General features: G+C 73.9%; 26 protein-coding genes. 13 read left to right on the forward strand and 13 right to left on the reverse strand.

Annotated elements, in window-relative coordinates:
* Positions 1 to 15: 15 nt before the first annotated feature.
* The 8 genes from QNO09_RS32240 to QNO09_RS32275 form a co-directional block, all read right to left on the reverse strand.
* Positions 16 to 1,293 carry a glycosyltransferase gene (locus QNO09_RS32240; RefSeq protein ID WP_283973789.1) on the reverse strand — a complete coding sequence of 426 codons (1,278 nt, stop codon included), beginning with the start codon at positions 1,291 to 1,293 and terminating at the stop codon, positions 16 to 18.
* Positions 1,290 to 2,255, reverse strand: a complete 966-nt coding sequence (locus tag QNO09_RS32245) for a glycosyltransferase (protein ID WP_283973790.1) — start codon at positions 2,253 to 2,255, stop codon at positions 1,290 to 1,292. The genes QNO09_RS32240 and QNO09_RS32245 overlap by 4 nt, the downstream gene beginning before the upstream one ends.
* Positions 2,252 to 3,325, reverse strand: a complete 1,074-nt coding sequence (locus QNO09_RS32250; protein WP_283973791.1) for a glycosyltransferase family 9 protein — start codon at positions 3,323 to 3,325, stop codon at positions 2,252 to 2,254. Before QNO09_RS32250 ends, QNO09_RS32245 begins: the two co-directional genes overlap by 4 nt.
* The gene (locus QNO09_RS32255; protein WP_283973792.1) at positions 3,322 to 3,930 is read right to left on the reverse strand and encodes an HAD-IIIA family hydrolase; all 609 of its coding nucleotides are present in this window, start codon (positions 3,928 to 3,930) and stop codon (positions 3,322 to 3,324) included. Before QNO09_RS32255 ends, QNO09_RS32250 begins: the two co-directional genes overlap by 4 nt.
* Positions 3,927 to 5,000 (reverse strand): glycosyltransferase family 2 protein, encoded by a 1,074-nt coding sequence (locus QNO09_RS32260; RefSeq protein WP_283973793.1) that lies wholly within the window; start codon positions 4,998 to 5,000, stop codon positions 3,927 to 3,929. Before QNO09_RS32260 ends, QNO09_RS32255 begins: the two co-directional genes overlap by 4 nt.
* On the reverse strand, positions 4,997 to 6,673 hold the full coding sequence (locus tag QNO09_RS32265) for a carbamoyltransferase family protein (RefSeq protein WP_283973794.1): 1,677 nt from the start codon (positions 6,671 to 6,673) through the stop codon (positions 4,997 to 4,999). The genes QNO09_RS32260 and QNO09_RS32265 overlap by 4 nt, the downstream gene beginning before the upstream one ends.
* Before the next feature lie 60 nt (positions 6,674 to 6,733).
* Positions 6,734 to 7,699 carry an NAD-dependent epimerase/dehydratase family protein gene (locus QNO09_RS32270; RefSeq protein WP_283973795.1) on the reverse strand — a complete coding sequence of 322 codons (966 nt, stop codon included), beginning with the start codon at positions 7,697 to 7,699 and terminating at the stop codon, positions 6,734 to 6,736.
* Positions 7,700 to 7,910: 211 nt separating this feature from the next.
* Positions 7,911 to 8,438, reverse strand: a complete 528-nt coding sequence (locus QNO09_RS32275; protein WP_283973796.1) for a hypothetical protein — start codon at positions 8,436 to 8,438, stop codon at positions 7,911 to 7,913.
* Between the two features lie 293 nt (positions 8,439 to 8,731).
* Between QNO09_RS32275 and QNO09_RS32280 the strand changes: the two genes are divergently transcribed.
* Complete coding sequence (locus tag QNO09_RS32280) at positions 8,732 to 9,364, forward strand: hypothetical protein (protein ID WP_283973797.1); 633 nt, start codon at positions 8,732 to 8,734, stop codon at positions 9,362 to 9,364.
* Positions 9,361 to 9,894 carry a hypothetical protein gene (locus QNO09_RS32285; RefSeq protein WP_283973798.1) on the forward strand — a complete coding sequence of 178 codons (534 nt, stop codon included), beginning with the start codon at positions 9,361 to 9,363 and terminating at the stop codon, positions 9,892 to 9,894. Before QNO09_RS32280 ends, QNO09_RS32285 begins: the two co-directional genes overlap by 4 nt.
* Positions 9,895 to 9,915: 21 nt before the next feature.
* Here the strand turns inward: QNO09_RS32285 and QNO09_RS32290 are convergent, their stop codons facing one another.
* Complete coding sequence (locus QNO09_RS32290; protein ID WP_283973799.1) at positions 9,916 to 10,239, reverse strand: hypothetical protein; 324 nt, start codon at positions 10,237 to 10,239, stop codon at positions 9,916 to 9,918.
* 275 nt (positions 10,240 to 10,514) lie between these two features.
* On the opposite strand from QNO09_RS32290, the gene QNO09_RS32295 reads away from it, so the two are divergent.
* Positions 10,515 to 11,369 carry a fructosamine kinase family protein gene (locus tag QNO09_RS32295; RefSeq protein ID WP_283973800.1) on the forward strand — a complete coding sequence of 285 codons (855 nt, stop codon included), beginning with the start codon at positions 10,515 to 10,517 and terminating at the stop codon, positions 11,367 to 11,369.
* A gap of 4 nt (positions 11,370 to 11,373) precedes the next feature.
* Here the strand turns inward: QNO09_RS32295 and QNO09_RS32300 are convergent, their stop codons facing one another.
* Positions 11,374 to 13,032, reverse strand: a complete 1,659-nt coding sequence (locus QNO09_RS32300; RefSeq protein ID WP_283973801.1) for a catalase — start codon at positions 13,030 to 13,032, stop codon at positions 11,374 to 11,376.
* Positions 13,033 to 13,515: 483 nt separating this feature from the next.
* Positions 13,516 to 13,752 carry a hypothetical protein gene (locus QNO09_RS32305; RefSeq protein ID WP_283973802.1) on the reverse strand — a complete coding sequence of 79 codons (237 nt, stop codon included), beginning with the start codon at positions 13,750 to 13,752 and terminating at the stop codon, positions 13,516 to 13,518.
* Between the two features lie 331 nt (positions 13,753 to 14,083).
* Between QNO09_RS32305 and QNO09_RS32310 the strand changes: the two genes are divergently transcribed.
* The 6 genes from QNO09_RS32310 to QNO09_RS32335 are packed head-to-tail and all read left to right on the forward strand — an operon-like array spanning position 14,084 to position 19,663.
* Positions 14,084 to 15,829 carry an ATP-binding protein gene (locus QNO09_RS32310; RefSeq protein WP_283973803.1) on the forward strand — a complete coding sequence of 582 codons (1,746 nt, stop codon included), beginning with the start codon at positions 14,084 to 14,086 and terminating at the stop codon, positions 15,827 to 15,829.
* Positions 15,826 to 16,248 carry a roadblock/LC7 domain-containing protein gene (locus QNO09_RS32315; RefSeq protein ID WP_283973804.1) on the forward strand — a complete coding sequence of 141 codons (423 nt, stop codon included), beginning with the start codon at positions 15,826 to 15,828 and terminating at the stop codon, positions 16,246 to 16,248. The genes QNO09_RS32310 and QNO09_RS32315 overlap by 4 nt, the downstream gene beginning before the upstream one ends.
* The gene (locus tag QNO09_RS32320) at positions 16,245 to 16,607 is read left to right on the forward strand and encodes a DUF742 domain-containing protein (protein ID WP_283973805.1); all 363 of its coding nucleotides are present in this window, start codon (positions 16,245 to 16,247) and stop codon (positions 16,605 to 16,607) included. Before QNO09_RS32315 ends, QNO09_RS32320 begins: the two co-directional genes overlap by 4 nt.
* Positions 16,579 to 17,205 carry a GTP-binding protein gene (locus QNO09_RS32325; RefSeq protein ID WP_283973806.1) on the forward strand — a complete coding sequence of 209 codons (627 nt, stop codon included), beginning with the start codon at positions 16,579 to 16,581 and terminating at the stop codon, positions 17,203 to 17,205. The genes QNO09_RS32320 and QNO09_RS32325 overlap by 29 nt, the downstream gene beginning before the upstream one ends.
* A complete protein-coding gene (locus QNO09_RS32330) occupies positions 17,202 to 18,440 on the forward strand; it encodes a cytochrome P450 family protein (protein WP_283973807.1) in 1,239 nt (412 codons plus the stop codon). The genes QNO09_RS32325 and QNO09_RS32330 overlap by 4 nt, the downstream gene beginning before the upstream one ends.
* The gene (locus QNO09_RS32335) at positions 18,437 to 19,663 is read left to right on the forward strand and encodes a cytochrome P450 family protein (protein ID WP_283973808.1); all 1,227 of its coding nucleotides are present in this window, start codon (positions 18,437 to 18,439) and stop codon (positions 19,661 to 19,663) included. Before QNO09_RS32330 ends, QNO09_RS32335 begins: the two co-directional genes overlap by 4 nt.
* A 234-nt stretch (positions 19,664 to 19,897) precedes the next feature.
* Here the strand turns inward: QNO09_RS32335 and QNO09_RS32340 are convergent, their stop codons facing one another.
* Positions 19,898 to 21,391, reverse strand: coding sequence for a helix-turn-helix domain-containing protein (locus tag QNO09_RS32340; protein ID WP_283973809.1), 1,494 nt, complete (start codon positions 21,389 to 21,391; stop codon positions 19,898 to 19,900).
* 167 nt (positions 21,392 to 21,558) lie between these two features.
* Here QNO09_RS32340 and QNO09_RS32345 point away from each other — a divergent pair, with 167 nt between their 5' ends.
* From QNO09_RS32345 to QNO09_RS32360, 4 genes are all read left to right on the forward strand, one after another.
* Positions 21,559 to 22,179, forward strand: coding sequence for an L-threonylcarbamoyladenylate synthase (locus tag QNO09_RS32345; protein ID WP_283973810.1), 621 nt, complete (start codon positions 21,559 to 21,561; stop codon positions 22,177 to 22,179).
* A gap of 151 nt (positions 22,180 to 22,330) precedes the next feature.
* Positions 22,331 to 23,086 (forward strand): dienelactone hydrolase family protein, encoded by a 756-nt coding sequence (locus tag QNO09_RS32350; protein ID WP_283973811.1) that lies wholly within the window; start codon positions 22,331 to 22,333, stop codon positions 23,084 to 23,086.
* A gap of 120 nt (positions 23,087 to 23,206) precedes the next feature.
* Positions 23,207 to 24,037, forward strand: a complete 831-nt coding sequence (locus tag QNO09_RS32355; protein ID WP_283973812.1) for an MHYT domain-containing protein — start codon at positions 23,207 to 23,209, stop codon at positions 24,035 to 24,037.
* Positions 24,038 to 24,085: 48 nt separating this feature from the next.
* Positions 24,086 to 25,591 (forward strand): metallophosphoesterase family protein, encoded by a 1,506-nt coding sequence (locus tag QNO09_RS32360; protein WP_283973813.1) that lies wholly within the window; start codon positions 24,086 to 24,088, stop codon positions 25,589 to 25,591.
* A gap of 111 nt (positions 25,592 to 25,702) precedes the next feature.
* On the opposite strand, the gene QNO09_RS32365 is transcribed toward QNO09_RS32360, so the two are convergent.
* The gene (locus tag QNO09_RS32365; protein ID WP_283973814.1) at positions 25,703 to 26,677 is read right to left on the reverse strand and encodes a TauD/TfdA dioxygenase family protein; all 975 of its coding nucleotides are present in this window, start codon (positions 26,675 to 26,677) and stop codon (positions 25,703 to 25,705) included.
* Between the last annotated feature and the right edge of the window lie 162 nt (positions 26,678 to 26,839).

Below are 26,839 nucleotides of genomic sequence, written 5' to 3' on the forward strand. Positions count from 1 at the left end.
GGCGGAGCGGAGCGGTCAGCCTGCGCCGGTCGCGGCGGTTTCGGTGTCGAGGACCTCGCAGTAGGCGGCCTCGGTGGCCGCGGCGACCTGCCCCCAGCCGTAGCGGCTCAGGACCCGGCGGCGGCCGGCCGCCCCGCAGGCCGCGCGGGCCTCCGGGTCGGCGAGCAGTCCGGCGACGACGCGGGCCAGGGCCGCCGGATCGCGGGGCGGCACCAGCCGCCCGGTGCCGGGGTCGGCGACGGTGTCGAGCTGCCCGCCGACCGCGCTGGCCACCACGGGCACGCCGCAGGCCATGGCTTCCAGCGGGACGATGCCGAAGGGTTCGTAGTCGGCGGGGCACACCACCACGTCGGCGGAGCGCAGCAGCGCGGGCACGTCCTCGCTGGGCAGGGCACCGGTGAAGCGGACCCGGTCGGCGACGCCCGCGTCCCGGGCGATGCCGCGCAGCCGCCGCACCTCCGGGTCGCCGTCGAGCCGGTCGGCGGGCGGCCCGCCGACCACGACCAGCTCGGTCCGGGGCAGCCGGGCCAGCGCGGCGATGGTCACCGCGGCGCCCTTGCGCGGTACCAGCCGGCCCAGCTGGAGGATCCGGTGCGGGTACGGTCCGCGTGGCGCGGCCGGGCCCTTCGGCGTGAACCGGTCGGGGTCGACGCCGCACGGCACGATGCCCACCTGGTGCGGGGGGATGCCCATGCGGGCCAGTTCGTGGGCTTCGTCCCGGCAGGTGGCGATGACGCGGTCGCAGCCCAGCCCGACCTCGATCTCACCCGGGATGCGCTCCGGCGGGCTGGTGTCGGCGAGCCGCTGGTGGCGCCGCTTCACCGTGCCGAGGGCGTGGTACGTGTGCAGCAGGGGCAGGCCGTGTTCGCGGGTGGCGCGCAGCGCGGCCAGGCCCGACATCCAGTAGTGGGAGTGCACGAGGTCGGGAGCCCGGGTGCGCCAGCTGCGGACGAGGTGGCGGCCGAACTCGTCCATGTGCGGCAGGAGCGCGTCCTTGGGGAGCGGTTCGGCCGGCCCGGCGGGCACGTGGTGGACCTCCACACCGTCGCGCAGCTCCACCCGGACGGGCAGGTCGGGCGCGTCGCGCCGGGTGTAGACGGTGACGCGGTGCCCCCGGTCGGCGAGTGCCCCGGCGAGGCAGGCCACATGGACGTTCTGTCCGCCGGCGTCGACGCCGCCGAGGGTGGCGAGGGGACTGGCGTGCTCGGAGACCAGCGCGATCGCGAGGACGCCCGGAACGCGCGGGTCCCCGCCGAGCGGTCCAGCGGGGAAGGGGCTGAGGGACGGCGTCATGAGCACACCTCCGTGATCAGGCGTTCCCAGTCGGCCAGGAAGCGCTTGAGCCCGTGGCGTTCGAGCGCCGCCTGGCGGGCGCGGGCTCCGTCCGCGGCCGCCGCCTCGGGTTCGTGGAGGTAGCGGCGGGCGGCGCGGGCCAGGACGTCGGGGCGGGTGGAGAGGGTGCCCGCGCCGGGCGGGACGGCCTCCACCGCCTCGGTGGTGGCGAGCGCCAGGACGGGCATGCCCAGGTGCATGGCCTCCAGCAGCGACAGGCCGAGGGAGGTCCAGCGCACCGGGTGCAGGTACATGCGGCGTTCGGCCAGGGCGGTGTGCAGCTCGCTCTGCGGGAGGTCGGCGGTGCGCAAGCGGCCGGGGGGCAGGCCGAGGTGTTCGGCCAGTCCCTCGGTGCCCATGCCGAACACGTCGAGCGGGACGGCCTCGGCGAGGGCGGGCATGAGGTCCGTTCCGGTGTGGCGGGCGCGCCGCACGGGTTCGTTGACCACGACGGCGGCGCGGGCGAGCCGGCCGCTGTAGCGGTGGCCCGGGTCGACGATGCCGTGCTCGATCACCTCGGTGCGGGTGGTTCCGCTGTCCCAGAACAGCCGGTTGAAGTGCGTGACGTGCACGAGCGTCAGGTCGTCGCGGTCGGCGCACGGGTGCCGGGTGTCGGGCACGTCCCCGTCGGGGGCGTTGTGCTCCAGGTACACCGCGGGCACGTCCCGGCCGGGGCGCCGCCCGCCGAGCAGGCGTTCGGCCAGCGCCGCCTCGTGCGGCCGCTGGAGAAGGACCAGGTCGACGGGCGTGTCGGGGAGTTCCTCGGGAGTGACCTCGCGTACCGGCGCGGGCCAGGTGAAGGTGCGGGCCCGCCCGAGGCCGTCCGGGCCGCGGTCGGGGGTGACGGGGACGAGGTAGGTGTGCGGGCCCTGGACGAAGGCGGTCGTCCAGGAGCCGTGCACGTGCCACAGCAGGATGTTCATACGGCCGCTCCTCGTTGGGTCTGTTCTCCCCGGTGCGCCGAGTGGCCCGTGAGGACCGCCACGGCGTCGAGCACCTCGGCGTCGCCGATGCCGTCGAGGCAGGGGTGTCCGGGCACCGGGCAGTGCCGTGCCCTGGTTCCGGCGCACGCCGCCCGGGGGTCGCCGAGCAGGACGTGCGGTACGCCGTAGGGGGCCCACCGCTCGGCCGGCACGACCGGCGCGAAGAGGCTGACGACGGGTGTCCCCACAGCGGCGGCCAGGTGCGCCGGGCCGGTGTTCCCGGAGATCAGGGCCCGGGCCCCGGCCAGGATCCCGGCGAGTTGGGGCAGGTCGGTGGCGCCGCCGAGGTCGAGGGCGTGCCGCCCGGCGACCCGTGCGGTCAGTTCACGCTCGGTGCGCCCGCCCGTGACGACCACGCGGTGGCCCGCCGCGGACAGCGCGGCGACGGCCCGTGCCGCCCGCCCCGGGGTCCACGCCCGCGCCGGCACGGCCGCGCCGGGGTGGAGGACGACGTAGGGCTCGGGGCCGGTGAGGCGGGTGGTGGCCGGCGGTGGCAGGACGCGCGGCCGGCCGTCGTCGCCGGGCGGCAGGGCGAAACCCGCGGCGGCCGCCAGGTCGAGGGCGGCCAGTACCTCGTGCCGGTGCGGCAGCCGGCGGTGCCTGAGGTCGAGGAGCGCGCCCGGGTAGTCCTCGCTGTCGGCTGCGGTCCACCCGATCCCGGCGAGCTTCAGCAGCAGGGCGATCGGCAGCGGGCTCTGGTGGTACGACACCAGGACCAGCGCCCGGTCGAAGCGGCCGTCGGTGAGCGTGCGCATCAGCTGCCGGGTGGCCGACCGCGTGACCGGCGGCGGATCGATCCCGACCCAGGGGGCGTCGTGGGTCAGCACGTCGTCGACGCCGGGCAGCATCCGCCCGGCCGCGGCACCCTGGGGTCCGCAGAGCAGCGCGGTGTAGGAGGATCCGGCGGCCACGGCCCGTACGGCGGGCCCGGCCAGCAGCACGTCCCCGGAGCTGTCGAGGCGGACCACGAGGGTGCGGGGAAGGCGGGCGCGGGACAGCGAGGGGCTCATCGCGCCTCCCCCGTCGGTACGGCCGGGTCCAGCACGAGACGTACGGCCCGCGGCAGGTCCGCCACCGTGGCGTCGGCCGTCGTGACCTCCTCGGCCCGGGTGACGTCCGTGGGCACCGGCACCCCGCGGGCACCGGCCGCACGCGCGGCTTCCGGGTCCGCTCCGATGTCGCCGATCACCACGGTGCGTCCGGGCGGAACGGCGAGCCGGGGGCACGCCGCCAGGACCGGACCGGGCGCCGGCGTGCGGCAGCCGCAGCCCTGCCCGGGGCCGTGCGGGCACACCGCCCGGACGGCGAACGGCCCGAGCGGTTCCGTCACGCGCAGCCGCACGTCCTCCACCTCACGGCGGGTCGGCAGGCCCCTCGCCACGCCCGGCTGGTCGGTCACGACCCCGACGGGAGCCCCGGCGGCGCGCACGGTGTCCACGGCCTCGCGGGCGCCCGGCATGAGCGCGACGCGCGAGGGGTCGCCGTTGTGGGGCACGTCGGCGACGAGCGTGCCGTGGCGGTCGAAGAGGACGGCCGCGGGCAAGGGACTGTCCGGGGCGTGCGCGTGCTGCCGCACGTCCCCGGGGAGCAGCGAGGGGCCGGGGGGCGGCGTCATGACCGCAGCCGTTCCCGGACCGCCGGGCGGGGCGTGGTCGCCGGCTCGCCGTTGCCGGACGCGGTGAGCGGCCGGGCCTTGCGGTGCGCGAGCCGCCCGCGCAGCCAGTGCCAGGTCGCGGCGGGCGGGACGAGGGCGCTGGTCACCGTCATGGTGAGGATCTCGTCGCGGGTGCCCGGTCCGGGCAGGATCCGGGCGAGGGCGAACTCGGTGGTGCCGGCCAGCCATGTGACGGCGCAGGCCGTGGCGGCCCGGGGCCGGCCGAGCAGCGCGCAGCCCAGCGCCGCCACACCCGCTCCGGTCACCGCCAGATGCAGGGGCAGACGCCCGCGGGGCGCTTCCGCCCGACGCCACCAGCCACGGCCGTGCAGCCGGGTCATCAGCACGTCGTCGGCGTTGCCCGCCTGGAGCCGGACGGAGACCCAGCGCCCGGCGGGCCGGACGGGGTGGGTGGTGGTGCGCCGGCCTCCGGAGAGCGTCCATCCGGCGTCGAGCAGGCGCAGGGCGAGATCGGCGTCCTCCCGGAAGGCCCGCCGGAACCGTTCGTCGAACCCGCCCACGGCCGTCAGCGCGGCTCTGCGGTACGCCATGTCGGCGGTGATCCAGCGGGCGCCGGCGAGTCCGGCCGTGTTGCGCTCCCAGTCCGTGGGGCGCCGCCCGGCGGGCAGGGGCACCTCGATGCGGGCGGTGATTCCGGCGGTGCGCTCGGTCGCCGCGGCCAGGTCCAGGGTCAGGTCGTCGCCCCAGGTGGGCCCGGGGACCACGTCGTCGTCCAGGAAGACGATCCAGGGCGCGTCACCGGCCGCCCGCCAGCCCAGATTGCGTGCGGCGGCGGGCCCGCGCGCCCTGCCGGGCACGACGATGGTGCGCGCGCGCAGGGACGGTGGGACGTCGGCGGTCAGCGGCACGCCGGCCGGGTCGGGCCGGTCGTCGACGAGGACCACGCGGGCGGGGCGCGGCCCGGTCGCCTCGGCGAGGGCGTGCAGGCAGGCGCCCAGGCTGGGCCGGCCGAGGGTGGGGATCACGACGGCGTACTCGGCGTCGCTCGCCGGGGCGTCGGGTGCGGTCATGGGAGGTCTCCGGCGTCGTCGCTGCGGGGGTCGGTGCGGAAGAGGTCGCCGCGCCGGATGGCGTACGGGCCGATGGCCAGCAGGTCGACGGGCGAGGAGCCGAAGCACTCCAGGGCGTCGCGCGGGTCGTCGACCATGGGCCGCCCGGCGGTGTTGAGGCTGGTGTTGACGACCACGGGCACTCCGGTGAGCCGCTCGAACTCGCCGAGCATCCGGGCCACGAGCGGCTCGCGGGCCGGGTCGACGGTCTGGATGCGGGCGGTACCGTCCACGTGCACGACGGCGGGGACGCGGTCCCGCCAGGCGGGGGCCACGTCGTGCACGAACAGCATGTACGGGCTGGGCAGCGGGCCGTCGAAGATGTCGGCCGCGCGGTCGGCGAGGACCATCGGGGCGACGGGCCGGAACTGCTCGCGGCCCTTGACGTCGTTGAGCCGTTCCAGGTTGCCCGCGTGTCCGGGGTGGGCCAGCAGGGAGCGGTGGCCCAGGGCCCGGGGACCGTACTCGGAGCGGCCCTGGAACCAGGCGACGATCCCGTTGTCCGCCAGGGCACGGGCGACGGTGGCGGCGATGTCCGGGGGCCGCTCGAAGGGTACGGCCGCGGTCTTCAGCCAGGCCGCGAGCTCGGCGTCGGACCACTCCCGCCCGAGATCGGCACCGGCCATGGCCTCCGGCTCGTCGCCCTCCACGGCGGACAGCAGCAGGGCGCCGCCCAGGGCGGTGCCGGCGTCGCCCGCCGCGGGCTGCACCCAGACCCGGGAGAAGGGTCCCTCGCGGGCGATACGGGAGTTGGCGACGCAGTTGAGGGCGACGCCGCCAGCGAGGGTGAGCACCCGGTCGTGGGTCCGGCCGTGCAGCCAGCGCACCAGGTCGAGCAGGGTCTCCTCCAGCACGCATTGGGCGGCGGCGGCGACGTCGGCGTGGTCCTGCGTCCACGGTTCGTCCGGCCCGCGGGGGGCACACAGCTCGTGCCAGGGCACGCCGGTGGCGTGGAAGCCGCCGTCGCCGGTCGGGTACACGTGGCGGCGCAGTTCGGCGAGCATGCGGGGCCTGCCGTGCGAGGCGAGGGCCATCACCTTGAACTCGTCGGAGGAGCGCAGGAAGCCGAGGTGCTCGGTGAGTTCCTCGTAGATCAGCCCGAGCGAGTGCGGCAGGTCCTGTGCGTGCAGTGCCTCCAGGCGGTCGCCGACGCGGCGGGCGGCCAGGTGGGAGGCGCGTTCGCCGCGGCCGTCGAGGACGAGGACGGAGGAGTTCCCGGCGTCCGGGGCGGCGAAGGCACTGGAGGCGGCGTGGGCCATGTGGTGCGGCACGAAGCGGACGACGGCCGGGTCGAGGCCCGGCAGGGCGGTCCCCAGGAAGCCGGGTGCCTCGCGGGCGTAGGTGAGCCGCAGGTGGTCCCAGGGGTCGTCCAGGCCCATCTCCTCGGCCGGCCGGGCGAGGGCCGGGTCGAAGGAGTAGGTGACCGCGTCGAGGTCCTGCGGGCGCAGCCCGGCCCGCTTCAGGCACCAGGCGGCGGCCCGCTCGGGCAGTTCCCAGGCGGAGAACGGCAGGGGTCTCTTGCCGTGCTTGCGGCGGGAGAACCGCTCCTCCTCGGCGGCTGCGACGGTCCGTCCGTCGATCACCAGGGCGGCGGCGGGGTCGTGGAAGAGGGCGTTGATTCCGAGAATGCGCATGGAGGGCGGGCCTTTCGGCGGTCGAGAACCGGACGCGGCGGTGCTGGGTGCCCGGGCGGGTCACTCCTCGGTGCCGGCCTCGCGGAACCGCGCGATCGTGCGCCGCAGGCCCTCCTCCGCACGCACCTGTGGGTCCCAGCCGAGCTTGTCGCGGGCCAGCGTGATGTCCGGGCAGCGCACGGCCGGGTCGTCCACGGGGCGTTCGATGTAGCGGATCTCCGAGGAGGACTCGGCTAGTTCGACGACCAGGCGCGCGAGGTCGAGCATGGTGATCTCGGTCGGGTTGCCGATGTTGACGGGTCCGCGCATGCCATGGGCGGCGGCGGCGAGAATGCCGCGTACGGTGTCGTCGACGTAGCACAGGGAACGGGTCTGGCGGCCGTCGCCGGTCACGGTGAGGGGCTCGCCGGCCAGGGCCTGCCGTACGAAGGTCGGCACCGCGCGTCCGTCGTGGCCGCGCATCCGGGGGCCGTAGGTGTTGAACAGCCGCACGATGCAGGTGTCGGTGCCGTGGGTGTCGGCGTGGGCGGTGGTCAGCGCCTCGCCGAAGCGCTTGGCCTCGTCGTAGACGCTGCGCGGCCCGACGGGGTTGACGTTGCCCCAGTAGCGCTCGTCCTGCGGGTTCTGCAGCGGGTCGCCGTAGACCTCGGAGGTCGAGGCGAGGACGAAGCGGGCGCGGGAGGAGTGGGCGAGCTCCAGGGCGTTGCGGGTGCCGAGGCTGCCGGTCTCCATGGTGTGCAGCGGGAGGCGCAGGTAGTCGGCCGGGGAGGCCGGGGAGGCGAAGTGCAGGACGAGGTCCGGCGGCCGTTTGATCCGGATTCCCTCGGTGACGTTCGCCTGCACCAGCGTGAAGCCGGGCTGTTCGAGCAGCGGCGATATGTTCTCGGGCCTGCCGGTGCTGAAGTCGTCCACGCAGGTGACGGCCGCGCCCGCCTCCAGCAGTGCGGCGCACAGATGGGAGCCGACGAACCCGGCGCCGCCGGTGACGACGGCGTGTTCCCAGTTGCGCGAGAGTGCGGTGGCCATGTCGGTTGCTCCTCCGTCGGCGGTGCGGCGCGGCACGACGGGTGCGTCCCGGACCGGCGATCGCGGACCGGAGGGCCGTCGAGCCCACGATCAGCGTCCGCCGACCGTGCGCGCGCGGCACGGTCGCTTACGGCAAACCGGTGAGTCACGGAGGGTGAGGACGGGCGGCCGACGCGTGTCCGCGCAGGCCGGCGGGGTGAGCGCGGAGGCGTCAGGCGATCAGCGTGCGGCCCGGGTTCAGGCGGTCGAGCAGCTGGTCCTGGTGCAGATCGGCGACGGGGGCGAGCAGGTCGGGGTGGCGCAGCAGGGCGGCGGCCCTCCGGTCGCCGTCGTCGGGGGCGGTCAGCCGGCGGAACTCGGCCCGTGATCCGGTGCTGTGGCTGCCGTCGGCGAGCGCGGTCACGGCCCGGGCGGCCAGCTCCGGATCGGTGAGCAGGCAGGCCGCCCAGCTGGCCACGACCTCGTCCACCCAGGTGCGCCAGGCGTGCGCGTCCGTGTCGTCGCCGAGGGCCGCGTCGGCGCCGGTGACCCAGTCGAGCCGCCCGGAGCCGCCGGGTCCCGCCATGCCGAGCAGGGCGGCGTCCATGGCCGTCGGGTACCGCAGCCAGGCCGCCACGGTCACGGCCTGCCGCGCCTGGACCTCGCACAGCGCGGAGGCCAGCGCGCCGCCGGCGGCGGGGAAGGCGCGGGTCAGCCACTGGGCGGTCGCCGCGATGACGGGGGAGAGATCTGCTGGCACTGCCGGGCCGTCCGAGGGAGGGGAGCGGGATCTGGTCGTAGACGGTAACCGCCGCTTCGCCCACCCGGACGTGATCGGGACCTCGTCCGGGATGTGGCCTCGGCCACACCGTCGGCGTCCCGGAGCCGCGCGGGGGCCGCGGGAACCCGGCATGAGGGCGGGCCGCGGACGGGCCCCGCGCAGCGACGGCCGTCCTCCGTTTCGGCCGCACAGGGGCCGGGCACCCGGCCCGCGTGTTGTCTCACGGACCCGAATCCGCTGGTCCGGCCCGGTCCCCAGGTGCCCGGTCGCCGGTGCGCACGCTGCGCTTCGACGGCTGGATAGCGGGGATCGGCACGGCCTCCGGCGTCCGTGTGGTGCTCGGGCACTGGCCGCGGTCGCCGTTCGGCCCGTTCAGCGACGTGATGGTGGAGGAGGCCGACGGGCACCGGCTGTTGCTGGCGCCCACGCGCCGGACTGCGGACTTCGTCGCCGGCACGTATGTCTTCGACGAGGTCCGGGTGGTACCGGTCGAGGTGCGGATCACCGGCCGGCGGCACTGGACCGTCACGGCCCCGCCGTTCGATCTGCGCTTCAGCACCGGCCGCCGGACCCTGCCGGGCCTCGCGCTGCGCGCGGTGCCGGGTCCGCTCGCCACCCACCCGGGCTGGATCGCGCTGTGGAACCGGCCCGCCCGTCTGCTGCTGGGAGCGCGCACCCACGGCAGTGCCCGCCCCGGACGGCACCAGTGGTACGGGGCCCGGGACCTGCACCCGGTCACCTCGGCCGGCGTCACCCGTGCGGGCGAGAGCCTCGGCGCCCTCGCCCCGGTCGAGCCTCCCGTGCGTTTCGGGACCGGCTCGACGCCTCGCCCTCCCTGTCTCGTACGGATCACCACGAGGGTGGCCGTGGGGCAGGACCGGAGTACGACAGGAGTCGCGTCATGACGGAACAGCGAGCGGATTCCCCGGACGCCCGGCGTGCCCCGGCCACCGACATGTCCCTGCTGGGCATCTATCTCAACGACCATCTCGCCGGCGCCACCGCGGCGACCGCGCGCATGCGCTACCTGCTGCGCTCGTGCACCGGCTCGCCGCTCGCCGACGCGCTGGCCCCGGTCGCCGCCGAGATGGCCGACGACCGGACGAGCCTGCTCGGGATCATGCGGCGCCTCGACGTGCCGGTACGCCGCTACAAGGTCTACACGGGCCGGGCGGTCGAGCAGATGGGGCGCCTGAAGAGCAACGGCAGCCTGGTACGGCGCTCTCCGTTGAGCACGCTGTGGGAGCTGGAGGTGCTGGCGCTCGGGGTGGAAGGCAAGCTGGCGGGCTGGGAGACCCTGCGCGATCTCGCGACCACGGACGAGCGGCTCGACGCCGGGCGGCTGGACGAGCTCATCGAACGGGCCCGGCTGCAGCACGCCACCCTGGAGGAGCTGCGTCACCGGCAGGTCGAGGTCGCCTTCCGCCGCGCCTGAGCGGCGGGGCGGCGGGGCGGCTCACCAGAACCGGCTGCTGAGGGCGGGCTGATGGGTCAGTTGCACGGCGTCGCGCAGTCGCAGCGCTACGCTGATGGTGGCGCGCAGGGCGGAGGGACGCACCGTCTGGGCGGTCTCGGTGGCCAGGACGAGCAGGCAGGCCGCCGCCTGTTCGACGACCGAGACGGGCAGGACGAAATCGTTGTCCGCAGCCGTACGGAAGGCCTTCAGGGGGATCGCCGCGCCGTCGATGGCCCGGCGCGCGGCCTGCTCCAGGTACTGTGCGGCCTGTTCGCACACGGGGGCCGGCAGGGCGATGGTGCGCTGGAACGGTGAACTCGTCATGACCCGACTGATCCCCCGCCGGTGGCCGGTTCTGTCGGCCGGCGGCGGGATTTCACCGTCCCGCGTGACCGGCGCGTGGCGCATGTCCCGGAACGCCGAACAGGCCTCGACCGGGGGGGCAACGGCCGCCGGGGTCGAGAGGTCTGCTTCTGCGATCGGGACACCGGGCGAACGGCCCCGGGGAGCTCCCAGCAGTGACCACACGGGGTATCAGAAGGCTGAGCGGCGCGGCCGTACGCTGAGTGGTGATCGACCGGCGCCGAGGAGGAGTGCGCATGACCGCCCGAGCGGATGTCGTGGCCCGGCTCACCGGCAGTGCGGTGAGGGACGAACGGCCCCGGTCGGGAGCTCTCGCCGAGGCCACCCTGGACGACGGGCGGGTCGTGGTCGTCAAACGGTCCGACGCGCCGGGGGCGGCACGGGCCGAGGCGGCGGGGCTGCGATGGCTGGCCGCCGCCGGGAGCGTGCGCGTGCCGGTGGTGCACGGACATGAAAAGGGCTGGCTGGTCATCGACCGGGTGACGGAAGGGCGGCCGGGCCGGCGGGCGGCGGTGCGCTTCGGCCGGGACCTGGCGGCGCTGCACGCCGCCGGGGCACCGGCGTTCGGCGCGCCGCCGCCGGACGGACCGGCGGACGCGTACATCGGGCTCGCGCGGATGCGCAACGAGCCCGCCGCGGACTGGCCGAGCTGGTACGCCGAGCAGCGTGTGCTGCCGTATCTGCGGCAGGCGGTCGATCAGGGCACCGTCCGGGTCGGCGAGGCAACCGTCGTGGAGCGTCTGTGCGAGCGGCTGCCGGATCTGTCGGGACCGGCCGAGCCGCCCGCACGCCTGCACGGAGACCTGTGGAGCGGCAACGTGCTGTGGGCCGCCGACGGAGAGGTCCGGCTGATCGACCCGGCCGCGCACGGCGGGCACCGGGAGACGGACCTGGCGATGCTGCGGCTGTTCGGCTGCCCTCATCTGGAGCACGTCCTGGACGGCTACCAGGAGGTCGCGCCGCTCGCCGACGGCTGGGACGACCGGGTCGGCGTGCACCAGCTGTTCCCTCTGCTGGTGCACGCCGTGCTGTTCGGCCGGGGCTACGCGAAACAGGCGTTCGCGGTGGCCCGTACGGCCCTGTCGGGGTGACCGGTCAACGGGTCACGACATGCCGTTCGTCGGGGACGCAGTGGGTCATGGTGAGGCCCTCGACGTCACGCGGCTTGTTCTTGCCGAGGTTGGCCAGGCGTTCACGGTCGTCGTCCGTGAGGTCCTGGCTCGCCAGCGGCTCCAGACCGGCCACGTCCTCCGGGCCGATGCCCAGTCCCTCGCCGACCCGCAGACCGAGGTCGTTCTCGACCAGCAGGAAGTGCCAGACCATGCGCTCCTGGATCGCCCGGTCGCACTGGGACAGTTGACCGATGAAGTTCTTCACCAGGTCGTCGCGCTCCCAGTCCTCCAGCAGCAGGTAGCGCTGACCCGCCTGGAGGTAGTCGTTGGTGCGCGGGATGCGCTTGCGGGTGAGCCGGCCGTGGATCTCGGGGCCCTGTTCGTCGTGGGCCGGGTAGCGGGCCTCGCGCAGGCCCCCGGTGAGGGACGGCTCATAGTTGACCTGCGGGTTCTCTCCTCCGCCGTCCACGTGGTACGTCATCTGGCCGTCGCGCTGGTTGGTGTGCACCTCCGCGTTCTTGGCCTGGTTGACGGGGAGCTGGAGGTAGTTCGGGCCGACCCGGTAGCGCTGGGTGTCGCTGTAGGAGAAGGTCCGGCCGATGAGCATCTTGTCGTCGGAGAAGTCCAGGCCGTCGACGAGGACGCCGGTGCCGAAGGAGATCTGCTCGTTCTCGGCGAAGAAGTTCTCCGGCATGCGGTCGAGCACCATCCGGCCCACCGGCTTCGGCGGGAAGTCCTGCTCGGGCCAGGTCTTGGTGTCGTCCAGCGGGTCGAAGTCGAGCTCCGGGTGGTCGTGGTCGTCCATCATCTGGACGAGCAGCTCCCATTCCGGGTGGTCGCCGCGGGCGACGGCCTCGTACAGGTCCTTGGTGGCGTGGCCGAGGGTCTCGGCCTGGACGTTGGCCGCGTCCTCCTCGGTCATGCTGCGCACGCCCTGCTTGGGCATCCAGTGGTACTTGACCAGCTTGGTCTCGCCGTCGGCGTTGACCCACTTGTAGGTGTTGACGCCGAAGCCCTGCATGTGGCGGTAGTCGGCGGGGATACCCCGCGGGCTGAACAGGTTGACCAGCATGTGCATGGCCTCGGGCGTCTGCGACATGAAGTCGAAGATGCGGCGCGGCTGCTGTTCGAAGGTCACCGGGTCCGGCTTGAGGGCGTGGATGACGTCCGGGAACTTGATGGCGTCCCGGATGAAGAAGACACCCAGGTTGTTGCCGACCAGATCCCAGTTGCCGTCCTCGGTGTAGAACTTGACGGCGAAACCACGCGGGTCGCGGGCGGCCTCGGAGGAGTCACGGCCGCCGATCACGGTGGAGAAGCGGACGGCGACGTCCGTGCGCTTGCCGCGCTCCTGGAACAGCTTGGCCCGGGTGTAGCGGCCGATCGGCTCGTCACCCCAGGTGCCGTAGGCCTCGAAGTGGCCGTAGGCGGTGACGCCGCGGGCGTGCACGACGCGCTCCGGGATGCGTTCCCGGTCGAAGTGGCTGATCTTCTCCAGCAACTGGTAGTTCTCCAGCGTGGCCGGGCCGCGGGCGCCGACCGTGCGCTGGTTCTGGTTGTCGTAGACCGGATGGCCCTGGCGGTTGGTGAGTACCTTGCGGTCGTCGCCCGGGGCGGGGCCGGTGCCGGATACGTCCGTCATATGTGTGGGCTCCTTCGGCTCGTGGCCGGCGGCCGGCCGGGTCGGCACCGTGAACGGCCGCCCGGCCGGTCCTGGCGGGACGGGCCGAGTACCCGGCTGGGCGGGGTCACTCACGTGCCAGTCCGTCGCGCCCGGCGTTCGGCCTCGGCGCGTTCGGCCGGGGCGCCGGCTTGCCAGGCGGCCGTGGACACGGTGTACGCGGCCGTCGTCACCTACGGCGAGGACCGGCCCGCCCTTGTCTCGGGGATCCGGTCCCTCCGCACGGACCCGGGTGACGGTGCGCAGCGGCGGCGCCGTCCCGGATGGGGTCCCCGGACGCCCGGGGCTGCCCGCCGTCACGGTGGACGGCACGATGACCGGGGACGAACTCGTCGAACGGTCGCCGAGGTCTTCCGCGTCCGACACGGAGGAGGGCCCGGACCCCGTTGGGGATCCGGGCCCTGGAAGGCGTTGGGGATCCGGGCCCTGGAAGGCCGGTGCGTCTCAGCCTTCCTGGAGGCGTGCGCGCAGCAGCCCCTTGCCCAGCTCGGCACCCTTGCGGCTGTCCGCCTGGGCCTTGCGGAACAGGTCCGCCACCTCGGTGTCCTTGGCGCGCTCCGCGTCCTGGATGTAGCTCTCCAGGCGCAGGGCGTTGTTCAGGCACGCCTCGACGTACCAGATGAGGTTGTAGTCCTTGTCCTGCGTACCGGTCACACCGCCGGTCTCCGATTCACTGCTCATGCGGGCCTCCTTCTCGCGGAGCGGACCAATTCAGGCGCGGGACGGGTACCCGCCCTCCGCTCGGGCACACAGCCCGGGTTCGTCACGTGGAGTGATCACCGCGTCACGTGGAACCGAACCGGTCGGGCAGACCCGTACGCACCGCCAATTCCCGTGCTCGGTGCGGCATTTCAGACAGTTGGCACGGAAGCGGCCAGACAGCGATCACTTTCGGAACGAAGTCGTGCTCCACCGTGCGAGACCGGTCGATGACGGTGTGTACTGTGCTGCGGGTGGCTCGCCAGAGCACCCCGGACCCAGCCCTGCCCGACTCCCTCCTGGAATCGACTCGATGATCGAAGTACCGGACCTGGCCGTCGGTGCCCTCGCCCTCGGCACACTGTCCGCGATCGCCCTCGGCGGCGGGCTGCTGCGCTCACGGCGGCAACTGGCGGCGCAGCGCGCGAAAACGTCCGCGCTGCGGGCACAACTCGACGGCACCTCACGGTCGTTCGCCTCCGAGGTGGAGCATCTGGCGACGCGGCGGGTGCCCGCCGCGGCCCGGCAGGCGGCGCATTCCCACGTCACCGTGCCCGGCCCGCTGAACCCGCAACTGGCCGGGTCGCCCCTGGGGCTCGCCCTGGAACAGGTGCTGAAGGGGCTGCACACCGAGCTGGCCGCGCAGCGCGTCCGCATCGACGCGGCCGCTCAGGCCGGGATGCGCGGGGCCACCCGGGAGGTCCAGGCGGCGCTGTACCGGCTCCAGGACGCCCTGCGCGGACTGCAACAGCGCTACGACGATCCCGAGTTGGCGCAGACCCTGTTCGAACTGGACCACGAGAACGAGCAGTCGCTGCGGCGCGCCCAGGTCGCCGCCGTGGTGTGCGGGGCCTGGGTGGGGCTCGCCCGGGAGGACTCACATCTGGTGGACGCGGTGACGGGCGGCCAGGCCCGGCTCGCGGGCTACCGGCGCGTCCGGGTCGGCAATCACCTGGCGCCCGGTACGGCCCTGGTGTCACACGCCGTCGAGCCGGTCGCCATCATCGTCGCCGAGCTCCTCGACAACGCGCTGAGGCACTCCGCGCCCGACACCGACGTCGTGGTCAACCTGGAGGCGGTCCACCACGGCGTCTGTGTGACGGTGGACGATGCCGGGCTGGGCATGACGCAGGACGAACGGGCGCGGGCCCAGCGGATGGTCGCCGGTTCCGATCCGATTCTGCTCACCGAGCTCGGCGACCCGCCGCGCATGGGACTCGCGGCCATCGGGCAGCTGACCCGGCAGTTCGATCTGAGCGTGGACCTGTCCTCCCCCTCCCCGTACGGCGGTGTGCGGGCCGTCCTGCGGATCGACAGCCATCTGCTGACGAGGATCGACCCCGGGGAACTGCCTCCGGCCGCCGGCGCCCCGCGCTCGACCCGCAGGACGGTGGCGCGGGACGCGGGGAGCGCGGCCGGCGCTTCCCGCGGTACGGGACCGGACGGGCACGGCGCGTCCGGCGGAGCGCCCGGCGCCCCGAAGCTGGGTGAGCCCGCCCCGTCCGGTGGAACGGCGACCGGCGCTCCCGTCCCTCCCCCGGCTTCGGGCCCTGCCCGGCGCGGTCCGGTCCGCACACCCCGGCCCGCCCCGGACGACCCACCGCACCAGCCCGAACCCGCCCCGGCCACCGGGTCCGGCGACCGCGTCACGACCACCGAGCCCGAGGGGCCCGGGCCGTTCCGCACCACCGCGCCACCCGACCACGATCACGACCACGGCTATGGCACCGAGCAGGACGCCGACGTCTCCGCCCCGGTCCCCGGCCATCACGGGCCCCGTGACGGCGGCGGTCTCCCCCAGCGGCGTCGCCGCAACCGCGCCGCGACCTCGGCCGGTCAGGGGGCCGAACCCGTACCCGCGCGGCGTCCCCGCCGCCCCGAGGACGCCGCCGCCGCCCTCCGTGCCCTCCAGTCCGGCACCGCGGCAGCGCGCGGCGCCACCGGGTCGAACGCAGGCGCCGTCCCGGCCGTATCTGAGGGTGCCCCGGCCGCGACAACCGCCGACGGGGCCCACGACGACACCGACAGCAACGACCACGAAGGGGGAACGGCTCGATGACCAGCCGCGCAGCGGGGGACACGGCATGGGTGCTCGAACCGGTCCTGGAGGTGCCGCACGTCGTGGCAGCCGTCCTGCTCACCCGGGACGGACTCGTCACGGGCTACACCGACGCGCTGTCGCGGCCGTCGGCCGAGCGGGTCGCGGCCATCACCAGCACCGTGCAGGGCGCCTGCCGTACCGCAGCGGCGGCGTTCGCCGACACCGACCGGGCCGACATCCGGCAGGTCGTCATCGAGTCGGACCACGGCTACGTGCTCATCGTGCCGACGGACCACGGCACCTGCGTCGCCGCGTACGGCGATCCCGAGGTGCGGCTGGACCTGCTGGCCCACCGGGTGCACTCGCAGGTGGCGCGCCTGGGCGAGAAGGCGATGGCCGCCGGGCCCCGGAGTGCCGACGGCGACACGCCGGCATGACCGGCCGCCGAGGCGGCCGTCCCCTGGTTCCCGCGTACCTGTCGACCGGCGGGGTCGCCAGGCCCAGCCGTGCGCATCTCGAGCGGCTGTCCGTCCTCACCGGCAGCGGTGAGCCGACCCCCGCCGACCTGCCCGCCGCCCAGGCGGCCCTGCTGGAGGAGCTGGAGCACGGGTCGCTGACGGTACTGGAGGCCGCGGCCCTGCTGCGCCTTCCGGTCTCCGCGGTACTGGTGCTGGCCGGCGACCTCCTCGACCGCGACCTCATACTGGCCCGCGCGCCGATCCCGCCCGCCCGGCGCTTCGACCCCGACCTGCTGAAGAGAGTGGCCGATGGCCTGCGCGACCTCAAGCACCGTTGACGCCGAGACGGGGGGTGCGGACCTGCACCTCCCCGACACCGCCCAGGACTTGGTGAAGATCCTGATCACGGGGCCCTTCGGGGTGGGCAAGACCACCCTGATCCGCTCGGTGTCCGAGATCCGCCCGCTGCACACGGAGGAGCAGCTCTCCGAGGCGTCCGCACAGGTCGACGACCTCGCGGGGGTGCGGGACAAGTCGACCACCACGGTCGCCATCGACTTCGGCCGGATCAGCCTGCCGGGCGGTGTCGTGCTGTATCTGTTCGGCACCCCCGGACAGGAGCGGTTCCGGGCACTGTGGGACGACATCGCCTACGGGGCACTCGGCGCCCTCGTCCTGGTCGACGCCCGCCGGATCGACGCCTCGTTCGACGTGCTGGGCCTGGTGGAGGAAAGCGGACTGCCCTACGCGGTCGCCTTCAACGCCTTCCCGGACGCGCCCCGCCACCACACGCCCGAGCAACTGCGCGCCGCCCTGGACCTGGAGCCCACGACCCCGATGGTGACCTGCGACGCGCGGGAGGCGAACTCCTCGGTCGACGCCCTGCTCACGCTGGTGCAGCACCTGATCGACCACCACCCCCCGGAGCCCCGGTGACCCGACCGTCCCCCGCCGAGCAGGCCTTCTCCCTCGCGGCGCCCGTCCGCCTGTGGGAGGACGGCTTCGCCCGCGACCCCCACTCCTATTACGCCGCCCTGCGCGCGCACGGCCCGGTCGGCTGGGCGGAACTCGCCCCCGGTGTCCCGGCGTACGTCGTCACCGACCGCCGAGCGGCGCTGGACCTGCTGCACGACACCGAGACGTTCTCGCACGATCCCCGGCCGTGGGAGGCGACCGTCCCCGACGACTCTCCGGTGCTGGGCATGATGCGCTGGCGTCCCAACACGCTTTTCGCCGACGGCGGCGCCCACCTGCGCTACCGCACCTCGCTGCTCGACGCCTTCGACCTGGTGGAGCCGCACGATCTGCGGGCCAGGGTGCACCGGGCGGTGCACCTGCTGGTGAGCCGGATCGGGCCGCGCGGAGAGGCCGACCTGGTGGGCGAGTTCACCCGGCCGCTGATGGCGCTGGTGTTCAACAGCCTCTTCGGACTGCCGGACAGCGCGGGCGAGCGTCTCGACTCCGCCCTGGGCAAGCTGATCGAGGGCGGAGCCCAGGCGGCCGCGGGCGAGGCCGAGTTCGGCGGTTACGTGCTGGAGCTGATCTCCGCCAAGAGGGAGCGGCGCGGCGACGACCTGCCGAGCTGGCTGCTGGACCATCCTGCGGGACTGACGCCCGAGGAGGTCACCTGGCAGGTGTTCCTCACCCTCGGCGCGGGCCACGAGCCGACGGCGAACCTGGTGTCCAACGCGCTGTCCAGGATCCTCGGCAACCCGGCCTACTACTCGACGCTGACCAGCGGGGCCCGTCCCGTGACGGACGCGGTGCTGGAGGTGCTGCACCACGAGACGCCCCTCGCCAACTACGGCATCCACTACGCCCGCACGCCGGTCACCTTCCACGGGGTGTGGATCAGGGCCGCGGTGCCGGTGGTGATCTCGTACGGGGCGCTCGCCCAGGCCGCCGAGCGGGAGCGCGGTGAGGACCGCCACCCGTCCGACGCCTCCCACCTGTCCTGGTCGGCGGGCCCGCACGCCTGTCCGGTGAAGCAGCACACCCTGCTCATCGCCACCGAGGCGATCGAACGACTCACCCAGTGGCTGCCCGACCTCGAACCCGTACTGCCCCGCGAGCGACTCACCTGGCGGCCCGGTCCGTTCCACCGCTCGCTGACAGCCCTGCCCGTCCGATTCAGCCCCCGCTCTCCCGACCAGCCAGGAGGACGACCGTGACCATGACCGACCGCATCGCTCTCGACCCGTTAGGCGCCGACATCGCCGCCGAGAGCGCGCGACTGCGTGCCCTCGGCCCGATCGTGCCCGTGGAGCTGCCCGGTTCCCTCCCCGCCTGGGCGCCCACCCGCTACGACACGCTGAAGCAACTCATTCTCGACCCACGGGTCAGCAAGGACCCGCGGCTGCACTGGCGGCTGTGGCCCGAGATCGGCGAGAACCCGTCCTGGGCCTGGATCCTGGGCTGGGTCGGCGTGGTCAACATGCTCTCCGCGTACGGCCCGGACCACACCCGGCTGCGCAAGCTGGTCGCGCCCAGTTTCACGCACCGGCGCACCGAGGCGATGCGGCCCCGGGTGGAGGCGATCACGGCCGAACTGCTGGACGAGCTGGAGGCCGCCGACGGCGAGGTCGTGGACGTCAAGGCAGGGCTCGCCCATCCGCTGCCGATGCGGATGATCTGCGAACTGATGGGTGTGCCGGACGAGTTGCGGGAGGACACCGGCCGGCTCATCGCGGCCATCATGGACACCTCCGACCCGAGTCCGGAACAAGCGGCGTCCGTGCAGCGGCAGATCGGCACGGTGCTGCCCGCGCTGATCGCGTACCGGGCGGCGCATCCCGGGGACGACATGACCACCGAGCTGATCCGGGTCCGCGACGAGGACGGCGACCGGCTGAGCGACGAAGAGCTGTTGTACACGCTGCTGCTGGTGATCGGGGCCGGTTTCGAGACCACCGTGAACCTGATAGGCAACGCGGTCGTCGCCCTGCTCCGTCGTCCCGAACAACTGGCGGCGGTACGGTCCGGGGAGATCCGCTGGGACGCCGTCGTCGACGAGACGCTGCGCGCGCACCCGTCGATCGCGTCCCTGCCGCTGCGGTTCGCCGTCACCGATCTGACGGTCGGCGACGTCACGATCCCGGCCGGAGACGCCATCATCACCACGTACGCCGCCGCCGGGCTGGATCCGGAGCACTACGGCCCGGACGCCGACCGTTTCGACGCCACGCGCGCCGCCGACGACCATCTGGCGTTCGGGATCGGCGTTCACCGCTGCATCGGGGCGCCGCTGGCCCGCCTCGAAGCCCTGACCGCGCTGCCGGCCCTGTTCGACCGGTTCCCCGACCTGCGCCTGGCCGCCGGGGACGAGGGACTGCGGCAGGTGCCGTCGTTCATCGCGTTCGGCTGGCGGGAGATCCCGGTACGGCTGCGGGGTTGAGCCACACCACCCGAGGCACACGCCGCACGAGGCAGCGCGCGGGAGCGCGACCGGTCCCCCGTTCCGGTCGGGCCCCCGCGGTGAGTTGAACCTACGTCCACGGCCGACGCCTTGTGAACCGTGCCGATGCCCGCTGCGCGCCCGGCAGGGCTCACCCGTGCACAGCTGCGTCCGGATGGCCCGGGTTCGTCCCGTCCCGGCCCGGCGAACCGGTTGCCCCAGCGGCAAAGGAGCTCACGCGTGGCGCGGAAGAGCCGGCACGTCGAGGTCGCCGACGGCCAGGTGCGCCAGCACGACCTCGTACAGGTCGGTTCCTCCGGCGAGCAGCTGCCGTTCCAGGAGGGGTTCGGCGCTGCGGACGTGCTCGCGCACGGTCTGTGCGTGCACACCCAGGGCCTGCGCGGCCCGCTCGGCGTTGCCCCCGGTGGCGATCCAGGTGCGCAGCGTCCGGCGCGGGTTCCTGGCGTCGGCGTCCAGCCGGCCCAGCAGGTCCCGCGCCCAGGTGCGTACGGCGGGGCCCGACAGCAGGTCGGCGAGCCGCAGCCCGGGGTCACCGGGGCCGTCGGCGAGCCGGGTGTCGGGCAGGCCGATCTGGGTGTTGAGCGCCAGGTGGACGACCGCCCGGACCGTGAGGTCGGCGAAGTCGGTGCCGAGCAGGGTCTCGACGCGTTCCATACGGGCACGGACGGTGTTGCGGCTGACGCCGAGGACCTTGGCGGCGTTGACCGCGGTGAACTCCAGGCCGAGACGGCTGGTGGCCAGGAGTTCGGCGCGGGTGTGGTGCGACAGGGTGTCGAGCGGGCGCAGCACCCGGGACGTCCAGCCGCGCAGCGCCACCGGGTCGATCAGGCGTTCGGGGTGGGTGCGCTCCGCGTAGACGGCCGTCTTGTCGGGGCGGAAGTGCGCGACGGCGAGGGCGCTGACGGCCTGTCCGTAGGCGGTGGCGGTCCGCGCGAGGCTCTGCCGGACGCTGCCGCCGAGGAAGAGGTCCGCGTGCCGTCCGACCAGGGACCGCAGGGCGTCGCCCGTGGTGTCGCGGGGGCTGACGACGATCACATGACCGTCCATGGCCGGGCAGCGCACGACCAGGGCGTCCTCCCGGGTCCGCTCCAGGCACTCCTCGGCGACGCGGTCGCGGACGGCGGGGTCGGACTCGACGACGTACACGCAGGCCGTCTCGGCGTCGAGCAGTCCGGGCCAGAGTCCGGCCGCGACGCGACGGGCGGCGATGGTGTCCTCGACCATCAGCAGTTGCAGGATCGCCAGTCGCAGGTCGGCGGTGGCCCGTCGCAGCCGATGCCCGGCCGCGGCCGACTCGTTCGCCGTCAGCAGCAGTCCGAGCACCTGGGCGGTGTGCGTGACGACGTCGGAGGCCCGCCGGTCGAAGGGGGCCTGCCGGGAAACGGCCAGCACGCACGCGTGGGAGGGATGTTCCACCCTGACCAGACGCTGGTGGCTGCCCCGGCCCTCCCAGGCGGCGGAGGCGATCCGGCCGGCGATGATGTCCGTGACCAGGTCCGCGTCCAGGGAAAGCCGATCACCGGCGACGACGTCCCCGGCGGCGTCCAGCAGGGCCACGGTCGCGCCCACGGTGCCGGAGAGCCAGGCGACGACTCTGCGGACGTCCCGCCCGGCCGGGCGCAGATGCTCCAGCAGTTGCTCCGCCCACGCCGGTCCCGTACCGGTCTGTGCTTCCCGCTGCCGGTTCCCGTCCGCTCGGCCAGCCACCTCGGTCTTCCCCTCGTTGCCCGTGCCGCCTCCGGCACACCGGTCGGGGACGTTACCTCACGTCCCGGGTGCTCGCCCCGGCCCCACCGCCGGACGGCGGACCTCGACCCCGGGCCGGTACCCCTCCCCTGCGCCGCCGACCCGTACCGGCGGCATAAGCTCGGCGGATGGCGAAGTACTACGACGTGCACCCCGACAACCCCCAGCCCCGCACCATCGGCCAGATCGCCGACAGCATCCGCGCCGACGCTCTTGTCGCCTACCCCACGGACTCCTGCTACGCGCTGGGCTGCCGCCTGGGCAGCCGTGACGGCATCGACCGGATCCGTACGATCCGCAAGCTGGACGACCGGCACCACTTCACCCTCGTGTGCCAGGACTTCGCGCAGCTCGGGCAGTTCGTGCGGATCGACAACGACGTGTTCCGCGCGATCAAGGCGTCGACACCCGGCAGCTACACGTTCATCCTGCCGGCGACGAAGGAGGTGCCGCGGATGCTGCAGCACCCCAAGAAGAAGACGGTCGGCGTGCGCATCCCGGACCACGTCGTCACGCAGGCCCTGCTCGCCGAGCTCGGTGAGCCGCTGCTGTCCAGCACCCTGCTGCTGCCCGGCGAGGACGAGCCCATGACGCAGGGCTGGGAGATCAAGGACCTGCTCGACCACGTGCTGGACGGGGTGGTCGACTCCGGGGACTGCGGGACCGAACCGACGACGGTCATCGACTTCTCCGGCGGGGAGGCGGAGATCGTGCGGCACGGCGCGGGCGACCCCTCCCGGTTCGAGTAGTCGGTAAAACGGCGACCAAGGGCCGTTCACGGTTCAACCGGGTGCCTGGGGCGGGCGAAATGCCCCGGGAAGGGGCGTGTCACGATGACCGTGATCCGCCCGGTCACGCGGACGGGTTCCTGGCCCCACCCCACAGAGAGGCAGCCCAGCCATGACCGCCGTACAGGGAACCGCTGTCGACATCCCGACCGAGGACGGCACCGCCGACGCGTATCTCGCCCACCCCGCCGACGGGGCCGCCCATCCGGCGGTCCTGGTTTTCATGGACGCCTTCGGTCTGCGTCCGCAGCTGCGGTCCATGGCCGACCGGCTGGCGGCGGAGGGCCACACCGTGCTGGTGCCGAACCTGTTCCACCGGCATGGTCGGGCCCCGCTGTTCGACCTGCCCGAGTTCATCGACCCGGGGGCGCGTCCGGAGATGTTCGAGCGGATCGGCCCCGTCATGCGGGCCCTGACCGCCGACCTGGCGATGCGGGACGCCGGTGCGTATCTGAGCTGGCTGGACGGATCTGCGGCCGTGGCCGACGGCCCGGTGGCGCTGACCGGCTACTGCATGGGCGCCCGTCTCTCGCTCCTCACCGCCGGCACCTTCCCGGAGCGGGTCGCGGCCGCGGCCGGTTTCCACGGCGGACGGCTCGCCACGGAGGCCCCGGACAGCCCCCACCTGGTGGCCGGCAAGGTCACCGCCGAGCTCTACTTCGGCCACGCCGACCAGGACCCCTCGCTGCCCGAGGAGCAGATCGAGCGTCTGGAGGAAGCCCTCACGGCGGCGGGCGTGCGCCACCGGTGCGAGGTGTACGCGGGCGCGCCCCACGGTTTCACGCAGGCCGACACCGCCTCGTACCACCAGGAGGGCGACGCGCGGCACTGGTCGGCGCTGCTCGACCTGCTGAAGCGCACATTCTGACCCCAACCGGGATCTGCTGAAGGCGAGTTGTCGGCCTACCGACGGTAAGGGCTTGCCCCCAGGCGATCCCTGCGCGTAGACCTTGCTGAGAACCAGCCATGACTCGGGGGGAGTTGGCTCATGGACGGCACGGTCGACGGGTTTCGCTACGGTGCGGTGACTCCGGTGGCGGCCTATCTGATGGCCTGCCTGGGGGGTGCGCTCGGGCTGCGGTGCATCGTGCGCTCGCTGCTGGACACGCGGTCCCGGAGCGCGGGTTGGCTGGCGTTGGGCGCGGCCTCCATCGGCTGCGGCATCTGGACGATGCATTTCATCGCCATGATCGGCTTCCATGTGGAGGAGACCCGGGTCCGGTACGACGCGGCCACGACCGTGCTCAGTCTCGTCGTGGCCGTCGCCGTGGTGGGCGTCGGCGTGTTCCTCGTCGGCCACCGCGGCACGAGCGGCACCACACTGGCGATCGCGGGCACGGTCACCGGCCTGGGCGTGGCGGGCATGCACTACCTCGGCATGGCCGCTCTGCGGCTGGACGGCGACGTCCGCTACGACCCGGTCGGTGTCGCGCTGTCCGTACTGATCGCCATCGGCGCCGCGACCGCGGCGTTGTGGTCGGCCGTCACCATCCGCGGCTTCCTGACGAGCCTCGGCGCGAGCCTGGTGATGGGCGTGGCGGTGTCCGGGATGCACTACACGGGCATGGCCGCCGTCAGCGTCCACGTGCACGACACGACCGGCGGGACGTGGGCGGGCGACTCGCCCCTGTCCCTGCTGCTGCCGATGCTGGCGGGGCCGGTCGTCTTCCTGCTGCTGGCCGGGGTCGTGGTGATGTTCGATCCCCTGCTGGTGCTGGGCGAACGCTCCTCCGCCGCGCGGCCGGGCCGGGGCGCCGACTCCGTTGCCTCGTACCGCCCTTCGGGGCGCGAACCGGTCGCGCCCACGCGCGAGCGGTGAGGAAACCCGCCTGCGGGCGGGACCCGGCTCGATTGTTACGGTGCACCGGTGTCTGAGTCCTCACGCGATACCGCCGAAGGCGCCGGTTGGGGTTCCACCGAACGGGGCGCGTACCAGCGGTTGATGCCGCCGAAGACCGAGAAGATCTCCTGGCTGGACCCCCGGATGCTGTGGGCCGCCCGCAACGGTGTGCTGGCCTCCTGGTTCGGGGACCCCGTCGGCCGGACGCGCAGCCGGTGGGTGGCGCAGCGGGCGGCCGCCGGCGCACCGGCCGACAAGGTGATCCGGCGCGACGACCCGGACCGGTTCTCGTTCCTGGTCATCGGCGACACCGGCGAGGGCGACGACCCCCAGTACGCCGTCGTGCCGGGCCTGTTGAGGGCCGGTCAGGACACCCGCTTCGCCGTGCTGGCCAGTGACGTGATCTACCCCGTCGGCAGCGCGGACGACTACGCCACCAAGTTCTTCCGCCCCTACCGGGACTATCAGGCGCCGATCTACGCCATACCGGGCAACCACGACTGGTACGAGGACCTCGGCGGCTTCATGCGCGTCTTCTGCGACGACGCCCCGTCCCTGCCGCCCGAGCCCCGGCCGCGCCCCCTGACCCGGGCCTGGCTGCGATCGCTGCTGTGGCACCGGCCCCGCCCGGACGACGGCCGCCACCTGCCCGAGGCACGCACCCTGCGCTCCGCCGCCGCACAGCAGGCCGTCCAGCCGGGCCCGTACTGGGCGATCGACGCCGGCCCGGTGCGCGTCATCGGCATCGACACTGGTCTGCTCGGCACCCTCGACGCGGAACAGGGCGCCTGGTTGCGCGAGGTCTCCCGGGGGCCACGCCCGAAGATCCTGGTCACCGGCTCCCCTCTGTACGTGGACGGCCGGCACCACCCGTGCGCCATCGAGGGGGGCGGCACCGTCGACGCCGTCGTCCGCGACCCGGCGCACCACTACGTGGCGGCGATCGGCGGCGACATCCACAACTACCAGCGCTATCCGGTCCGGCTGGACGACGGACGCACCCTCCAGTACGTCGTCGCGGGCGGGGGCGGAGCGTTCACGCACGCCACCCACACGATCCCCCGCGTCAACGTCGCGGGCGTCACCGAGCAGGACTTCCGCTGCTATCCGCTGCGCGGCGACTCCCTCGCCTTCTACAGCCGGCTCTACGGCCACCGGCTGCGGATGCGCCGGTTCTTCACGCTCACCGAGGCCGAGGCGACGGCCGTGATCGCCGAGCGCCTCGGCATCCGGCCCACCCGCACTCCGCACGCCTCCACCCGGGTCACCCGGCGCGTCCGCCTGGTCGCCGGGCTGCTCGGCACCGGCCGCCGCCCCGACCGGGCCAAGCGGTTCCGGCTGCCCGTGCGGAAGATCTACACGTCGTTGTTCTCGCCCGGCTCCGCGACTTACAGCCCGCCGTTCTTCAAGTGCTTCCTGCGCCTGGACGTCTCCCCGGAGGCGATCCGGCTGCGGTGCTACGCGGCCACCGGCAACCGGGCCCAGGAGCTCGCCCCGCCGATCGAGGACGAGGTGACGATCCCGCTGCGCTGACCGGGCGGAAGGGGAACCAGTACGTAGGCCAAGCCATGCCTTCGGGTACGGGTCCCGGCTAGGCGACCCGCGGCCCGGTCCTTCCGCCCGACCCGTCCGCCCGGCCCGGGGTCACCAACGGCCGGGGGCGGTCCCGGTGATCGGTTCCGACGGCCTGCCGTCCACCCCGACGGGCACCTCCCCGGCGAGCATCACGCGGTGCATGATCCGGGGGTGGTCGAGGCGGGCGGTGTCGCCGGGGGCGAGATGCATGGTGGCTCGGTTGTCCCAGAAGGCCACGCTGCCCGGCTCCCAGCGGAACCGGACGGTGTACTCGGGCCGGACCGCCTGCTCCAGCAGCATCTCCAGGACGGCGCCGCTCTCGGGACGGGAGAGGCCGGCGATCTGCTCGACGTAGTAGCCGTTGACGTAGAGGATCCGCTCGCCCGTCTCGGGGTGGACCCGCACCAGCGGGTGCAGGGAGGCGACCTGACGGTCGAGCAGATGACGGACGTACGCGTCGTCGCCGGGCCGGGGCTGGTAGCCGACCCCGAGCCGGTGCTCGGCGCGCAGCCCGTCGACGAACTGACGCAGCGGCGCGGAGAGTCCGGCGTACGCCGCCGCCAGATTCGCCCAGGTGGTGTCGCCCCCGTAGGGCGGTACCGTCTCGGCGCGCAGGATCGTCGCCGCGGGCGGGTCGACGCGGGCCCCGTGATCGCAGTGCCAGCCGCGCAGCAGCGTGTGGCGGCGGCGCCGCAGCCACTCGTCGTGCTCCATCCCGAACCGCCCGCCCAGCTCCAGCCGGTCGGCGGTCGTCTCGATCTCGGGGAAGCCGGCGGGCGAGGCCTTGCCCCGCCGGGGCAGCACCACGATCTCGCCGAACCACCGGGCGAACCGCACCTGCCCGGCGTGGTCCAGCCGCTGCCCCCGGAAGAACACCACCTTCCACCGCAGCACCGCCGCCCTGATCACGGCGACCACGGTGTCATCGAGCTCCCCGGCCAGGTCGACCCCGCTGATCTCGGCCCCGATGTACCCCGCGACGGGTTTCACCTCCACCCCGGCCCTCCGGGCCGCCTCGTCCGTCATCCCGCTGTCCGTCGTCATGAGCGCTCCGCTGGTCGTGGGCGTCGTCCGGTCTTCCCGAAGATCGTGACAGCGATCTCCGCCGAGGGCGACCATGCGGCGACGAGCCGGTCGGGGCTGCCGGGGCGATCGACGGCTTGAGACCCCGGATCACGGGGCGCCGCCCTCGTCCCCGCCCGTCCG

Origin of the sequence: Streptomyces sp. 378 (assembly GCF_030124145.1) — a bacterium.
Taxonomy (GTDB): domain Bacteria; phylum Actinomycetota; class Actinomycetes; order Streptomycetales; family Streptomycetaceae; genus Streptomyces.

Coding starts and splice junctions, on each gene's coding strand:
- QNO09_RS32240 (WP_283973789.1), bottom strand. CDS start 1,293: ATGACGCCGTCCCTCAGCCCCTTCCCCGCTGGACCGCTCGGCGGGGAC.
- QNO09_RS32245 (WP_283973790.1), bottom strand. CDS start 2,255: ATGAACATCCTGCTGTGGCACGTGCACGGCTCCTGGACGACCGCCTTC.
- QNO09_RS32250 (WP_283973791.1), bottom strand. CDS start 3,325: ATGAGCCCCTCGCTGTCCCGCGCCCGCCTTCCCCGCACCCTCGTGGTC.
- QNO09_RS32255 (WP_283973792.1), bottom strand. CDS start 3,930: ATGACGCCGCCCCCCGGCCCCTCGCTGCTCCCCGGGGACGTGCGGCAG.
- QNO09_RS32260 (WP_283973793.1), bottom strand. CDS start 5,000: ATGACCGCACCCGACGCCCCGGCGAGCGACGCCGAGTACGCCGTCGTG.
- QNO09_RS32265 (WP_283973794.1), bottom strand. CDS start 6,673: ATGCGCATTCTCGGAATCAACGCCCTCTTCCACGACCCCGCCGCCGCC.
- QNO09_RS32270 (WP_283973795.1), bottom strand. CDS start 7,699: ATGGCCACCGCACTCTCGCGCAACTGGGAACACGCCGTCGTCACCGGC.
- QNO09_RS32285 (WP_283973798.1), top strand. CDS start 9,361: ATGACGGAACAGCGAGCGGATTCCCCGGACGCCCGGCGTGCCCCGGCC.
- QNO09_RS32290 (WP_283973799.1), bottom strand. CDS start 10,239: ATGACGAGTTCACCGTTCCAGCGCACCATCGCCCTGCCGGCCCCCGTG.
- QNO09_RS32295 (WP_283973800.1), top strand. CDS start 10,515: ATGACCGCCCGAGCGGATGTCGTGGCCCGGCTCACCGGCAGTGCGGTG.
- QNO09_RS32300 (WP_283973801.1), bottom strand. CDS start 13,032: ATGACGGACGTATCCGGCACCGGCCCCGCCCCGGGCGACGACCGCAAG.
- QNO09_RS32305 (WP_283973802.1), bottom strand. CDS start 13,752: ATGAGCAGTGAATCGGAGACCGGCGGTGTGACCGGTACGCAGGACAAG.
- QNO09_RS32310 (WP_283973803.1), top strand. CDS start 14,084: ATGATCGAAGTACCGGACCTGGCCGTCGGTGCCCTCGCCCTCGGCACA.
- QNO09_RS32315 (WP_283973804.1), top strand. CDS start 15,826: ATGACCAGCCGCGCAGCGGGGGACACGGCATGGGTGCTCGAACCGGTC.
- QNO09_RS32320 (WP_283973805.1), top strand. CDS start 16,245: ATGACCGGCCGCCGAGGCGGCCGTCCCCTGGTTCCCGCGTACCTGTCG.
- QNO09_RS32325 (WP_283973806.1), top strand. CDS start 16,579: ATGGCCTGCGCGACCTCAAGCACCGTTGACGCCGAGACGGGGGGTGCG.
- QNO09_RS32345 (WP_283973810.1), top strand. CDS start 21,559: ATGGCGAAGTACTACGACGTGCACCCCGACAACCCCCAGCCCCGCACC.
- QNO09_RS32350 (WP_283973811.1), top strand. CDS start 22,331: ATGACCGCCGTACAGGGAACCGCTGTCGACATCCCGACCGAGGACGGC.
- QNO09_RS32355 (WP_283973812.1), top strand. CDS start 23,207: ATGGACGGCACGGTCGACGGGTTTCGCTACGGTGCGGTGACTCCGGTG.
- QNO09_RS32365 (WP_283973814.1), bottom strand. CDS start 26,677: ATGACGACGGACAGCGGGATGACGGACGAGGCGGCCCGGAGGGCCGGG.